This window comes from Polaribacter porphyrae (assembly GCF_002954685.1).
Taxonomy (GTDB): domain Bacteria; phylum Bacteroidota; class Bacteroidia; order Flavobacteriales; family Flavobacteriaceae; genus Polaribacter; species Polaribacter porphyrae.
In genome coordinates this window covers 2900591-2915439 of record NZ_MSCN01000001.1, presented here as the reverse complement: position 1 = coordinate 2915439, position 14849 = coordinate 2900591, and the positions used below count along the sequence as shown (strand labels likewise).

Sequence of the window (14849 nt, the reverse complement as noted above, 5' to 3'; positions counted from 1 at the left end):
TTTTCAATTTTCAATTATAAAAACCGTAAATAAAAAAGTATTTTTGTTGAAAATACAATCAAAATGAAAACATTAAACGATTTTAATTTCGAAAATAAAAAAGCAATAATTCGTGTAGATTTTAACGTGCCTTTAAACGATAAATTTGAAGTTACTGATACTACCAGAATTCAGGCTGCAAAATCAACTATTATTAAGGTTTTAGAAGATGGAGGAAGTTGCGTATTAATGTCTCATTTAGGTCGTCCAAAAGGAAAACAAGATGAATTTTCTTTACGTCATATTGTAAAATCTGTTATCGATATTATAGGTTGTAATGTAAAATTTATTGATGATTGTGTAGGTACTAAAGTAGAAGAAGCTGTTGCGAATTTAGATGCTGGAGAAATTTTATTATTAGAAAACCTTCGTTTTTATGATGAAGAGAAAAAAGGGGACATTGCCTTTGCTGAAAAACTATCAAAATTAGGAGATATTTACGTAAACGATGCATTTGGAACTGCTCACAGAGCTCACGCATCAACCACCATTATTGCCCAATTTTTTGAAAATAACAAATGTTTTGGTAATTTATTAGCTAGAGAAATTGAAAGTATTGATAAAGTTTTAAACAACTCTGAAAAACCAGTTTTAGCCATTTTAGGTGGTGCAAAAGTATCTTCAAAAATTACGGTAATTGAAAATATTTTAGACAAAGTAGATCATTTAATTATTGGTGGTGGAATGACATTTACATTTGTAAAAGCACAAGGAGGTTCTGTTGGAGATTCAATTTGTGAAGATGATAAAATGGAATTGGCTCTAGATATTTTAAAACAAGCAAAGGAAAAAGGAGTGGAAGTTCATATTCCTGTTGATGTTATTGCTGCTGATGATTTTAGCAATGATGCAAATACTAAAGTTTTAGATGTAACCCAAATTCCTGATGGATGGCAAGGTTTAGATGCTGGTCCAAAATCTTTAGCAATTTTTGATGAAGTGGTTAACAAATCTAAAACTATTTTATGGAATGGTCCTTTAGGTGTTTTTGAAATGGAATCTTTTGCAAAAGGAACCATTGCTCTTGGGCATTCTATTGATAACGCAACCAAAAACGGAGCATTTTCTTTAGTTGGTGGTGGAGATTCTGTTGCTGCTGTAAAGCAATTTGGTTTTGCAGATAAAGTAAGTTATGTTTCTACTGGTGGTGGAGCCATGTTAGAAATGCTAGAAGGAAAAGCTTTACCAGGAATTGAAGCGATTTTAAAGTAAGATTTCTTAAAAAATATGTTAAAAAAGTTCTCAAAATTTGAGAACTTTTTTTGTGCTTCAAAATAAAACTTAAATAAGCCCTATTTTTGCAACTCTTTTAATTTATTTTTAATGAAATACACAACTTTACCAAATACAGATAACAAAGTTTCTAAAATATGTTTAGGAACTATGACTTGGGGAAATCAAAATACAGAAGCTGATGGCCACGAACAAATGGACTATGCATTAGAGGCTGGTGTAAACTTTTTTGATACAGCTGAATTGTATTCAGTACCTGCAACTCCTGAAACTTATGGAGCTACAGAAAAAATTATAGGAACTTGGTTCAAAAAAACTGGAAACAGAGATAAAGTAGTTTTAGCTTCTAAAATTGCTGGTGGTGGAGACTATACAGCCCATATTAGAAAAGGTGGTTTAAATAAAGAAAATATAATTGATGCCATTCATAAAAGCTTAAAACGTTTGCAAACAGATTATATTGATTTATATCAATTGCACTGGCCTAATAGAGGTGTAAATGTTTTTGGAGTTCGAGATTTTCCAACTCAAACAGCAGATCAAGAAGCAGAAAATCATTTTGAAATTCTAGAAACTTTACAAGATTTTATAAAACAAGGAAAAATAAAACACATTGGCTTATCTAACGAAACTCCTTGGGGAACTATGAAATATATGCAAACTGCAGAAGCTCATAATTTACCAAAGCCTGTTACCATTCAAAATTCGTATTCTATAATTCATAGAGGTTATGAAATTGGAATGAGTGAAGTTTCTATGCGTGAAAACATAGGTTTATTAGCATATTCTCCTTTAGCACAAGGTGTTTTATCTGGTAAATATTTAAATGGAAATTCGCCTGAAGGTTCTAGAGGAAACCTTTTCCCAAGATTTATTGCACGTTATATGGGAGATGGTTCTTTAGAAGCTGTAAAAAGATATGAAGCAATCGCAAAAAAAAACGGAATTACATTAACTGAAATGTCTTTGGCATTTGTAAATCAATTACCTTTTGTAACTAGTAATATTATTGGAGCTACAAAAATGAGTCAGTTAAAAGAAAATATAAATTCTATAAATGTGGATTTATCTGATGAGATTTTAAAAGAAATTGAAGGGGTACATACTGCTATTCCTAATCCTGCTCCATAAAGATGCCACTTTAATTCCCAAAAGGGGAAAATAACACTCTTAAATTATGAATATTTTTAAATCATTTTTCAATAAAAAAGAAGAAAAACCAATTCTATCATATCAAGATTTTTGGGATTGGTTTCTAATCAATGAAAAACAATTTTATAAAATTGTAAACAAGAATGATAGTAATTATATCTCCAAGAATTTCTTTGATAAAATTGCTCCAAAACTAAATCAATTAAAAGAAGGAATATGGTATTTAACAGGAATGTTAGATGATAATACTGCTGATTTAATTTTAACTGCGAATGGGAATATTCAAATTTTTTACATTATTGAAGAATTAATTGCTACTGCTCCAAAAATTAAAGGTTGGAAATTTAGAGCTCATAAACCAGAACACAACATCGAAAATATCGGGATTAACATGGCTGGATATTCTTTTACTAGTAAAAACATCTTTTTCTATTCTAATGATTTACAAGATTATCCTGATGAAATTGATATTACAATAGTTCACGAAGATTATAATGAAGAAAATAAATCTGATATTATAAATGGTTGTTATTTATTTATAGACCATTATTTAGGAGAGTTAAACTCTTTAACACTTATAGACAATATAGATTTCAAAAATAAGAGTGATGCTGATAAAGAATTGATTCCTATTGAAAAATTAAAGCCTTTTATTATTTGGAGAGAAAAGGAATTCGTTGAAAAATATGAAGGTGCAAGAAGAGAAACTGAAAGTGATTCTTATGCTAGTTTGGAAGCAACACTCCAAAGTGGAAATAAGTTAATAGCAGTTATTAATACTGATTTACTTGAATGGGATGCAAAAGCTTCTCATCCTTGGGTTTTAAGGTTTGAAATAAAATATAATGGAGAAAATAATAATGGTTTTCCTGATGAAGAAACTTATCAACTTTTAAATAAAATTGAAGATGAGATCAATAGTGAGTTAAAAGATTTTGAAGGTTATTTAAATATTGGTAGAGAAACTGCTAACGGTTTAAGAGAAGTCTATATTACTTGTAAAGAATTTAGAAAACCTTGTAAAATTGCTGATAAAATAATCACTAAATATTCGGGAAAAATTGAAATTGGATATGAAATCTTTAAGGACAAATATTGGCGCTTTTTTGATAAGTTTAGAAGTTAAAAATAACTTTTATTTTAATAATTCAAAACCTCATCTTTACAGATAATTTTATTTCTATAAACTTATTCCATTAAAATAGTAATCCTAAATTTTCTTTTACTTCTAAAGTTAAGTTTTTTCTGAGTATTTTTTCTTTTAAAAACTCATTTATTGATTTATTCTTCGCTGTTCCACTTTACCGTTTTTCAACTCATATCTATCCCCACTTTCTTTACAAGTAGCTAAACCATTTTCATCAAAATGCAAACGATGTCCATATTCTGAAACCCAACCAATTTGTTTTGACGGATTGCCTACAACCAAAGCATAAGCAGGAATTTCTTTCGTAACAACTGCACCTGCTCCAATAAAAGCATATTCGCCAATATCATTACCACAAACAATAGTTGCATTTGCACCTATACTTGCCCCTTTCTTAACAATTGTTTTTAAATATTCATTTTTTCTATTTACTGCACTTCTAGGGTTTATAACATTCGTAAACACCATAGATGGCCCTAAAAAAACATCATCTTCGCAAACTACACCTGTGTAAATAGAAACATTGTTTTGAACTTTTACATTATTGCCTAAAACAACATCTGGAGAAACTACTACATTCTGACCAAGATTACATCTTTCGCCTATTTTACAATTAGACATAACATGACTAAAATGCCAGATTTTTGTTCCTTTATAAATTTTACAATTATCGTCTATTACTGCAGTTTCATGAGCAAAATAATCCATTTTAGTATTTATTTTAAATGTTGATTCTATTGTGACAAATGTAATAAATAAAAAGCCCAACTTAAAAGTTAGGCTTTGATTTTAAAGATTGGGAATAGTAATTAATCAACCCTAAAAGTTATGGGTAGAGTATATCTAACTTTTACAGGTTTGTTTCTTTGTTTACCTGGTGTAAAATGAGGTAATTTATTTATCATTTTATCTGTTTCTTTCTTTAACTTTGGATGAGGAGCTCTAATTTTAACATCAACAACATTTCCTTTGGCATCAATAATAAATTCAGTACTAATTCTATATTTCCCGGAATTTAACCCTAATTCATTTGCTAGATTTAAATCAAAATTACGCTGTACAAAACGTTTCATTTTTTTATCAAAACATATTTTATTTTCTTCTTTTGATAAACCTTCACATCCTTTAAAGACAGGTGCATTTTCTATTCTGATAAAGTCAACCTCATCTTCTGGTTTTATATCATACCCTTCGTCTACTTCAATAATATCTTCTGGATCTATTTCTACGATATCTTCACTTGGGTCATCAATAACTGTTTCAATAATATCATTATCTCCTTTTACAACTTCATCAGGAATAAAAGGCTGCTGTTGAGGTACTTCTGGTGTTGGCTCATTTTTAGGTTCTTTAATCACAATTACATCTTGATCTGGTTCAATAAATATCCTTTCTGGAATATCTTCATCTAAAATTGCTAATTGTTTTTGTAATGTTTCGTGCTCTAGAGTGATGTAAACGATAAAGAGTACTAATACAAGTCCTAACTGGGTAAAAATGGTTGAGAACTTTTCTAATTGTTTGGTTGGTAGTTTTTTTGAATTGTTCATAATTAGAAAGTTTTAAATTGTTAAAACTTTGTTAAACCAAAGAACGTGCCAAAACTTACATTCTAAATTATTTAACTATTTTTGATAAAAAGTGATATTAGATCTGTTTATGAGAAAAATTGCTAGAATTATTGCTATAGTTATATCTATACTACTTTTTATAAGTGCAACTTTTTCTGTAAGCTCTCTTTATGATTTGTATTCTAGAAATGTTATTAATCAATTAAATATAGAAAGCTCTATCCTCTTTGGTTTTTTAGTATTGTGTAGCCTGTTGTTTAACTTGAGTAAAGTTATTTCAACAAAATATTACAATAAATTTATGCATAATTTTTTGAGATATACAGATTTAGCTTTTGTATTATTATCTATTATTTTCATTCTTTATGGTATTTCAAAATTTATTAAAAGAGTTATTGAAAATACTGCAAAATCTAAAGATTACCTAATTTTTTTAGTGGTTCTTGTAATAATTGCTTTCTGCGTTTATATGTTATTAGATAATTTTAAATATCAAAAAGAAGTAACAAAAAGAAAGTTTATTAAAAGGCAATCTGCCATTAATGAAATTGGTAAGAACTAAAAACAGCATCAAAAAAATTGATGCTGTTATACAATTAGAATTATTAACCTAAAAATCTAATTATTGTGTTTTTTCTTTTTCAAAAATTTTTAATTACCAAGTATATGTTTGATTAGTATTATAATCTGTATATGAACCTGAACCACTAGCAGTCCACTCATATAAGGCTGCTAAAAATGTACCTTCATAAACTTTCATTGTGCCAGAATTATCTGTATTAGATTCCATTACTAACCTGTAACCATCAGTACTCATTTCAATTTTTACTGAATTTGATTTAACCCACCATTTAATTGTAGATATAATTTGACCACCATCAAATAAATTCATTTCTGCATAGCTACCATCTTTTAATTGATAACCATCTATATATTTACCAGTAAAATTGCTAGAAACTATACTATATTCAAAGGTATATCTATATGAAGTCTCTGAAATTATATATGTAACACTTACTCTGTTTGCAGACCAAGTATATGTTTTTGTATTTAAAAAATTAGATTTTGCAGAAACTTTTATGTTTGACCTTGATGATACTGCATTTGCTGGTACAGTAAATAGAGCTGCAAATGAACTTCCCAATGTTTTTAAAGATTGAAACTGTAAATTAGCTTCTTGTGCATATTGATTGTTCGAACTTGATAAACCTGATGGTACAGATAATTTTTGAATGTCTTTTACAAAATCTTGCATTACTACTTCAGACAATTCTAGTCCTTCATCAATATCTTCATTATTGTTACTACAAGATGATAATGATATTGTAATAACTAATACTACTAAAGTTAAAAATTTTACTGTTCTTGTTTTCATAATTTAATTTATTTAATAATTAATTTTTTAGAAGCTACTGTATCACTAATTTTTGTTTTAATAATGTAAATTCCTGTTGAGAATCTAGATACATCAACCGTTAATTTTTGTTTATTTTCTGTATTGATTGTTGCTACTTTTTTTCCTAAAAGATTAAATATTTCTAACTTCTGAATAGTGTTTTCACTAGATATTGTTACTAAACTTGAAGTGGGGTTTGGGTATGCATTAAAACCTACTTCTAATTCTGAAATAGCTTCTTTATTAATGTTTAAAACAGCATTTTCTAATTTAAATAATTCCCTACCAAAACTTGCAGAACTTGCAGCAAAATACAATGTGTTTCCTAAAACTGTTAAGCTAGATGGGTCTGCTCCATATTTAAATCCGAAAGCATCTTCTCCTAGATAAAAATCTTCTACCATTTCTGTACCAGCAACAGTACCATTAGATTTCCATAATTCTGTTCCATTAATACTATCATCTAAAGAGAGATATACAATATCACCTGCTGCTACCATTTCTTTAATAAATGAAATGTTAGATAATAGTTCTTCAGTACCAGCTTCAGAACCATCAGTTATCCATAAAGAGGTTGCATTGTTTTTATTTACAGAAAAGTAATACTTACCATTTACAACTTCTGTAGCATTATTTATTGCTGCAAAACCACCAAAATTACCTGCTTGAAAGTCTTTAAATTCTGATGCAGTTGTACCATCATAAACCCATAATTTTCTGGCTTCATTTGTATTTTGTGTTGAGAAAAACATCTTATTATCTATAATAAAAGGGTTTCTTACAAAGTTGTTAGAACTAAATGCAAATTTAGTATTTGCTTGTGTACCATCTGTAGTCCAAAAATAAACACCTGCCAAAGAAGAATCATAAGCTGTAAAGTACAGTTTGCTGTTATATACTGTAAAATATGCAGGGTGATTAAAGTTTGTAAAAGAAAACTCTTTTAACATAACTGTACCCGCTTCTGTACCATCTGTTTTCCAAAGTGTTTTTTTATACTGTCTATTTATAAAACCTTGTTCTAAAACAGTCATAAAATATACTTCGTTATTAAATTCAAAAAAATCTTGAGGAGTACTGTTTCCTGAACCAGTATTTATATCTTTAACCAGTTTAGTAGTCGATTCAGAACCTTTAGAAACCCACAATTCTTTTCCATTTGTACCATCATTAGCAGCAAAAAACAGAGCTCCTAAATTTTCAGCATGAAAAAAGTCTGTTATGCCAGAATTATTACCATCATTTGGATTAATCTTCTTCACAAATTCAATTGCATCTCCACTTGCAGTAGTATAAAAAATACCATAATCTTTACTAAAATCTGATGAAGAAAAATAGAGTTTCCCATTAAATTCTGTCATTGCTGTTGGGTTAATTACAGATTTATTACCTTCTACAACTTTAGTTGTACTTGCTGCAGTACCATCTGTAACAAATAGTCTTGAATTAGAAAAAGAAGTACTATCTGCTTTAAAAAACAACTTACCTAAACCAACAGATAATTCTAGTGGTGTACTACTACTTGGAGCATCTTCTATGTTTTTTACTTGTGAAGTCCCTAGTGCTGTTCCATCTGTTTTCCAGATTTCGAAACCGTTGTTTCCATTGCTTCCGTTAAATAATAAATTCCCATTTATTACAACAGCATCATCTAAATATGCTCCCCAACCAATACCTGGGTTATTGTCATTTAAAATAGTTGTTCCTGCTGATGAACCATCAGTTATCCAAAGTTCTCTGTTGGTATTCGTGTTAAAAGCCTCAAAAATTATTTTGTTGTTCAGTAATACTAAACCACCAAATAAGCCTTTTCCATTTTCAATAGAATTATTAGTATTAACATTTTTAACCATTATTGTACCAGCTTCTGTACCATTAGATTTCCATAATTCTACACCATCTGTACCATTATTTGCTTCAAAATAAATTTCATTATTTAAAATTACTGGTTCAACATTAGAAAATTGACTAAAACTTGAATCTGCTCCTGAATTTATATCTTTTACCAAAACTGAACCTGCTTCTGTACCATCTGTTTTCCATAATTCGTGACCTAATGCTGGTGTACTCAAAATCATAACTGTTGTTGTAGCATCTAAATTTTTGAATCCAACAAAATCTGTAGAATTCATATCTCCAGAAAAATCTTTAACTAAAACTGTACCTGCATTTGTGCCATCAGATTTCCATAATTCAGTTCCATTTATACCATCATCTGCAGTAAATAATAAGTTATTATTATTTATAGTGAGATTATTAATACCTGAACCTAAATTACCTGTTTTAATATCTTTAATTAATACAGTCCCAGAATCTGTACCATCTGTTTTCCATAACTCTTCTCCTTCTGCATCTGTTGTTGCTAAAAAGAAAATCTCATTGTTAAAAAGCATAAAATTTCTTGGAGAACTCCCTGTTGCTCCATTAATTATTTTAACAGAAGTTGTACCAGAATCTGTACCATCTGTTTTCCATAATTGATCTCCATTTACATTATCTGTTGCAGTAAAAAACAACTCGTTTTTATAAATGATAAAATCTCTAGCAAAATTAACTTTTGAGGTTACTTTAATAGTACCTGCTTCTGTACCATCTGTCTTCCAAATTTGAGAACCATTAATACCATCGTCTGCAGTAAAATAAAGTTCATTTTTATAAATAATAAAATTTTCTGGAGTTGACCCAAAGCTATTATTAATATCTTTAAGAATTGATGTACCTGCTAAAGTGCCATCTGTTTTATATAACTCTGCTCCTGTATCTGCATTTTCAATAACAAAATATAAATTGTTTTTAAATACTATTGAAGTGTCAAAAACATTAAAAATTTCATTAATGTTTGTTCCAATATTTACTGTATTTGCCCCTGTACCATCAGTAGCCCAAACTTCTTGAGTGTTATTAGTATTAGCAATAAAAACTGCAAAACTACCTCCGTCTAGAAAATTATAAGGATAGGAATCACTGTCTGTTGTGAGTAAATCTTTTACTAAAGTTATTTGAGCATTTGTTGTTATAACAGCAAATAATAAACATAAAATTGATAGCGTAATTTTTTTCATTTCTTTTTTTATTTTTTTTATTAATAGTTTTCTTGAACTTTTATCTTTCTAAAGAAGATAGACTAGTTCTTTTTACAAATATTGAATAAAAGGAAGGTTTAATGATACAGGTTTGTATGGATGGTAATCATTTTTGTGTATTTGGTTTTTTTAGTAATATTTCTAAATAAGTACAGCTGTTTTTTATAAAAACAGCTGTACTTAAATATTAGTTTATCCTAAAAAGCTTATTTGATAATCAATTTTTTTGAGACAATTTTATCTTCAATTTTTACTTTTAAGATATATATACCTTGTGACATTTGAGTAGTGCTTAATGTAGTTTTTGTGGTATTTTTCACTTTTTCTGATAATACTTTTTTACCTAAAAGATTATAAACTTCTACAGAATTTATTACATCATTATTAAGGGTAATAATGTTTACATGAGATGATGTTGGGTTGGGGAAAAGTTTTAATTTTGGTTCTAAAATAGTTGTATTTTGTACAGATAACACACTGCTTTCACTTGCTTTTATTGTAAAAATTCCTGAATTTAGATTTTGTGTGCTCTTTCCTGATGCCTCTTCTACCCAAATTTTAAGATAAAATGTTTCGCCTACTAAAAGGTTCTTTAAAGAAATACTGCTACCACAAGTTAGTGGAGCATTTGCTTGACAAGATGAATAGACTGCAAATTTTAAATTGCCAATTGGAGTTGTACCTTCTATACTAAACTCGCCTGTTTCTGGTACAACAACTGTATACCAAACATCTGCAATTACATTACCTACTGCACAAAATGGTGTATTGTTTGCAGATCCACTATTTACATCTCCTGAAGTGGGTTGGTTATAAATTAAAGGAATTGCTTTAGCACAATCATCATTTGCAGGAGCACAATCTAAATTATATATAGCTGATGCATCCTTTTGTGTCCAATTGGTATTACTAAAGTTTACATCATCAACTTCTACACATTCTAAATTTGGATTTCCTGCTATACTAAATTGAGTAATTTTGGTGTTATTTCCATTTTTTAGCATTAAATCTTCCAATAAATTATCATCAGCATCAAACCAAAAAAGCGCAGTATTTTCTCTGACATCTAAATATTTCAATTGATTATCATTGGCAATAAATGCTTGTAATTTTTTATTCGATTGTAAATTGATATCAGTCAACTGATTTTTATAGAGAGATAATGTTTCTAAATCTTTTAACTCACTTACATTAATGAAGCTCAAATTATTTTCTCCTGCATCTATATTTTTCAATTTTAAATTATTTCCTAAATTTAGATTTGATAGTTGATTATTTGCGATAAACAAAATTTCTAAATCTGTATTCTTACTTAAATCTATTTGTGAGATTGTATTATTTTTTGCATTCAGTTCTACTAGTGCTGCAAAATCTTGAATTCCTGTAATATCAGCTATGTTTTTAGATTCTATATTTAGTTCTGTAAGCGTTTCTATTTTGTTTGTTAATACCAAACCATCATCTGCAACTCCATTTCCAAGATTTATAGACTCTAAATACGCCTCGAAATTGGCATCTGGAATTGCTGTAGTTTCTGGACAATCAACATAAAAATTGGTTTGAGCATCTATAGAAAATGATTTGGATGTAAAGTAAGCTACATTCAATACTTCTATACACGTTAAATTAGGATTGTTCGTTGTATTTAATGTTGATATTATTGGGTTTGCAGTGTTTTTAATATCTAATGATTGTAGAGCGTTATTATTTCCTTCAAAAATTAATAATTGGGGTTGATTGCTAAAATCCAATTCTTTTATTTGGTTATCTTTTACATCTATTACTGCTAATTTTGTATTTGAATTAGTATTCAATTCTGTTAATTGATTGTCTTCTAATTCCAATCTTTCTAAATCTACAAGTAAACTTATATCCAAACTTGCTAGCTTGTTATTTCTAGCTTCAAAGGTTTTAAGTTTTGTGTTTTTTGAAAGGTTTATAGTTGTAAATTGATTAAAATCTACAATTAAAGTTTCTAATAACTCATTTTTACTCAGATCAATATCACTTAATCCATTGTCTGTAATACTTAAAAAAGTTAAACTTGTAAAATACTCTAAACCAGAAGTATTTGTTATGTTTTTTGAATCAATATTTAATGAAGTTGCCACTTCTAGTAATTTTCGATCTACATAAGTATCTCCAACTATTCCATTTCCTAGATTTAAAGACTCTAAATGAGCTTCGAAATTGGCATCAGGAATAACCACTAAATCAGGACAACTTGTTTTAAATTCAGATTGCATGTCTCTTTGTCCCCAATTATTATTACTATACGTTTCGTTATCAACTTGAATACAAGTTAAATTTGGATTTGCAAATGCTGAAAAATCTGAATTTCGGATATTGATATTGTTTCCATTTTTAACATCTAATACAATTAAAGCATTATCATTACATACTATTCTAGATAATACTTCATTTTTGGATAAATCTAAATTGGTAATCGAGTTTTGTTCACAAACTAAAGTTGTTAATGCAGTGTTTTTATCAACATTAAGTGCTGTTAATTGATTTCAACTGCAAAGCAACTGTTGTAAAGCAATATTGTTATCTACATTTAAAACTGTTATTTGATTATGACTACAATCTAATGATGTGAGTTTAGCATTATTAGAAACATCTATTTCAGAGATTTGATTGTCAAAACACCATAATATTTCCAAGTCTGGCAACATAGAAACATCTAAACTTTGGAGTTCACTATTATCTATATATAGTTCCTTTAATTTAATATTTGTTCTGAAATCAATAGTGGAGATTGTATTGTTCCTAAAATTTATAGATTCTAGATTTATATTTTTACTAAAATTTAAACTTGTAATTTGATTATCTCCAAGATTGATACTTTTTAAATTGATGTTTTTAGAAATATCTACTGTTGTTAACGTATTTTGACTGATAAGTAATGATTCTAAAACTGTGTTGTTCTCTAAATTTATTTCTGAAATAGAATTGTTGGTAGCATTTAATGTTTTTAATGATAAAAATGCTTCAATACCTGTTAAATCACTAATATTTTTACTTCTAATGTCTAAAATTGGTTCATCTATAATATCTTTTCTAAACACTTGTCCATTTAGTGTATTGTCAGTATCTATCCCTTCATCTATTAAATGTTGTTCAAAATTTGCATCTGGTATATCAACAACATCTAAACCTTCATTTCTAAAAATTACATTATCTATATAACCATCATTATTTGAACCATTAACTCGTATCGAAAATAATTTTATTCTTATTTTTCTTGTTCCAACAGGTGCAACTCTGGTATCTTCAAACTGAAACCAAGTTGTATTTTCAGAACGTCCTGTATCATAAGTAACTAAAACATTGTCCTGATTATCTCTATACTCTACAACTGCTTGAGATTTATCAAAAGGAGAGCTATTAAATGATTTTAGATGAACACTAAAATAAAATTTTTGAATCCCTGAATCTATATTTCCACTAAAAGAAGATACATCTATGTCTTGATATAATTCTGCTGATGCATTTGCACCTGCAAAAAAGATAGCATCTCCATCTTGTGCAGTTGTAGTACTCAAACCTGTCCAGTTTCCTGAAACTTGTGTCCAACCATTGTCTAAAATTGGTGTAATTTCTGCACTACCATTTATCACTAAATTATCATTTGGCACAAAAGTATCTTCTGTTATTGTTTCAAAATCCATCCAAACTGGAGCAGCACTATACAAAGAGGTAGTATTATTTGGAACATTTAACGCTACTTTATCAATTTCTACGTCTTCAAAAATATTTGCATTTACACTCAATGGATTTGCCCATTTTACAGAAACACTTTCCAAATTTTCACAACCTTTAAATGTAAAATTACCCAAGTTTGTAATGTTTCCTTCTAAATGAACATTTCTCAAATTTGTACAACCTTCAAATACAGAATTGCTAAAATTTGCTACATTTAATGGTAATGAAATAGTTCTTAAACTAGTGCAGTTTCTAAAAACTTGACCTTGAAATGTTACCAAATTTTCAGGGAAAGAAATTCTTTTAAGATTTGTACAACCATCAAAAGCATTATTGTTTATTGATGTTATGTTGTCTGGTAATACAATGTCTTCTAATGATGTACAGCTACCAAATAAAAATGATGGAATTCGAGTAACTCCATCTGGAATATTTACATCTTTTAAACTGCTACAATATCTAAATGTACTACTTCCAATGCTTGTTAAAGAGCTTGGTAGCTGTATGCTTTGTAAACTTGTACATGCTTCAAAAGCCCCATTTGTAATAGCTGTATAATGATCTGGAATAGTAACACTTCTTAAATTAGAACAACCTTTTAAAAAAGTTTGAGGGACTACAGATAGATGATCTGGAAACGTAAAACTAGTTAAATTTTTACAATTTTGTAAGACTCCAGAGTTAATGGTAGTTATATGTTCTGGAATAGTAAAACTGGTAAAACCTGTATTTCTAAACACTCCAGTAGTTAAAAAAGTAACTTTTGTTGGAATGTTAATACTTGCTAGTTTTGTACAGTTTTCAAAAGAACTTACTCCAATAGAACTTACTGATTCTGGCAATACAATAGATGTTAATTCTGAACAACCTAAAAAAGCATAATTGTCAATTCTTGTTAAAGATTCTGGAAGTACTATATTTTTTATAGCAGTACCTTCAAACGTATTACTACCTGTTCTTATTATACCATTTGGTAAAGTAATATTTGTAAGAGATGAACAATATTGAAATGTATTATTGCCTATACTAGTTACAGAATTTGGTATTACAATCCTTTTTAAATTAGTAGCTTCTTTAAATGCAAGGCTTCCAATATTGTTTAGAGTATTTGGTAAATTTAAAGTTTCAATTTTTGTCTCTGAAAAAGCTAGAACACCTATATCTTGTAAAGTGTTAGAAAGGGTAACCATTGCTAAATTTGAACAATCTGTAAAAGCACTTTCTTCTATAGAAACAATTGTATTTGGCATAACAATTGAAGTTAAACTTGAACATCTTAAAAAAGCAGATTTGGCAAGTTTGGTGAGCGTATATTCTAAATTATCATTTGGATTAATTATTTTTTCAGAAAGAGTTAAATCTCCAGAAAAACAATTATTTGCAGCTACCTCTACTTCTAAATTTTCAGTATCTGTAATAGTATAAGTAATGTTATTGACAGTAAAATTTTGTGCTTTTATATTCCCCACAGAAATTATAAAAGCGAATAATAGTAGTAATTTTGTTTTCATAGTATTTTT

Annotated in this window: 10 protein-coding genes; 4 read left to right on the top strand and 6 right to left on the bottom strand. The window is 28.6% G+C overall.

All coding sequences use genetic code 11. The annotated features are described in order from the left end of the window. The first annotated feature begins 63 nt into the window (after positions 1-63). The 3 genes from BTO18_RS13135 (at position 64) to BTO18_RS13125 (ending at position 3550) form a co-directional block, all read left to right on the top strand. Positions 64-1251, top strand: a complete 1188-nt coding sequence (locus tag BTO18_RS13135) for a phosphoglycerate kinase (RefSeq protein ID WP_105016659.1) — start codon at positions 64-66, stop codon at positions 1249-1251. 111 nt (positions 1252-1362) lie between these two features. Continuing rightward, complete coding sequence (locus tag BTO18_RS13130; protein WP_105016658.1) at positions 1363-2403, top strand: aldo/keto reductase; 1041 nt, start codon at positions 1363-1365, stop codon at positions 2401-2403. Positions 2404-2449: 46 nt separating this feature from the next. Then, positions 2450-3550, top strand: coding sequence for a DUF695 domain-containing protein (locus BTO18_RS13125; protein WP_105016657.1), 1101 nt, complete (start codon positions 2450-2452; stop codon positions 3548-3550). Positions 3551-3697: 147 nt separating this feature from the next. Here the strand turns inward: BTO18_RS13125 and BTO18_RS13120 are convergent, their stop codons facing one another. Continuing rightward, positions 3698-4279, bottom strand: a complete 582-nt coding sequence (locus BTO18_RS13120; RefSeq protein WP_105016656.1) for an acyltransferase — start codon at positions 4277-4279, stop codon at positions 3698-3700. 101 nt (positions 4280-4380) lie between these two features. Further along, positions 4381-5121, bottom strand: a complete 741-nt coding sequence (locus tag BTO18_RS13115; RefSeq protein WP_105016655.1) for an energy transducer TonB — start codon at positions 5119-5121, stop codon at positions 4381-4383. Positions 5122-5230: 109 nt separating this feature from the next. Here BTO18_RS13115 and BTO18_RS13110 point away from each other — a divergent pair, with 109 nt between their 5' ends. Continuing rightward, entirely contained in the window at positions 5231-5704 is a 474-nt protein-coding gene (locus BTO18_RS13110) for a hypothetical protein (protein WP_105016654.1), read from the top strand. Between the two features lie 93 nt (positions 5705-5797). Here the strand turns inward: BTO18_RS13110 and BTO18_RS13105 are convergent, their stop codons facing one another. The 4 genes from BTO18_RS13105 to BTO18_RS13090 all read right to left on the bottom strand — a co-directional run bounded on the left by BTO18_RS13105 (position 5798) and on the right by BTO18_RS13090 (position 14840). Further along, entirely contained in the window at positions 5798-6517 is a 720-nt protein-coding gene (locus tag BTO18_RS13105; protein WP_105016653.1) for a hypothetical protein, read from the bottom strand. Positions 6518-6525: 8 nt separating this feature from the next. Continuing rightward, positions 6526-9600, bottom strand: coding sequence for a T9SS type A sorting domain-containing protein (locus BTO18_RS13100; protein ID WP_105016652.1), 3075 nt, complete (start codon positions 9598-9600; stop codon positions 6526-6528). A gap of 227 nt (positions 9601-9827) precedes the next feature. Then, a complete protein-coding gene (locus tag BTO18_RS13095; protein ID WP_105016651.1) occupies positions 9828-11867 on the bottom strand; it encodes a T9SS type A sorting domain-containing protein in 2040 nt (679 codons plus the stop codon). Between the two features lie 270 nt (positions 11868-12137). Next, positions 12138-14840: a leucine-rich repeat protein gene (locus tag BTO18_RS13090; RefSeq protein WP_105016650.1), complete on the bottom strand. Its 2703-nt coding sequence runs from the start codon at positions 14838-14840 to the stop codon at positions 12138-12140. Between the last annotated feature and the right edge of the window lie 9 nt (positions 14841-14849).

Coding starts and splice junctions, on each gene's coding strand:
- BTO18_RS13135 (WP_105016659.1), top strand. CDS start 64: ATGAAAACATTAAACGATTTTAATTTCGAAAATAAAAAAGCAATAATT.
- BTO18_RS13130 (WP_105016658.1), top strand. CDS start 1,363: ATGAAATACACAACTTTACCAAATACAGATAACAAAGTTTCTAAAATA.
- BTO18_RS13125 (WP_105016657.1), top strand. CDS start 2,450: ATGAATATTTTTAAATCATTTTTCAATAAAAAAGAAGAAAAACCAATT.
- BTO18_RS13120 (WP_105016656.1), bottom strand. CDS start 4,279: ATGGATTATTTTGCTCATGAAACTGCAGTAATAGACGATAATTGTAAA.
- BTO18_RS13115 (WP_105016655.1), bottom strand. CDS start 5,121: ATGAACAATTCAAAAAAACTACCAACCAAACAATTAGAAAAGTTCTCA.
- BTO18_RS13110 (WP_105016654.1), top strand. CDS start 5,231: ATGAGAAAAATTGCTAGAATTATTGCTATAGTTATATCTATACTACTT.
- BTO18_RS13105 (WP_105016653.1), bottom strand. CDS start 6,517: ATGAAAACAAGAACAGTAAAATTTTTAACTTTAGTAGTATTAGTTATT.
- BTO18_RS13100 (WP_105016652.1), bottom strand. CDS start 9,600: ATGAAAAAAATTACGCTATCAATTTTATGTTTATTATTTGCTGTTATA.
- BTO18_RS13095 (WP_105016651.1), bottom strand. CDS start 11,867: ATGCAATCTGAATTTAAAACAAGTTGTCCTGATTTAGTGGTTATTCCT.
- BTO18_RS13090 (WP_105016650.1), bottom strand. CDS start 14,840: ATGAAAACAAAATTACTACTATTATTCGCTTTTATAATTTCTGTGGGG.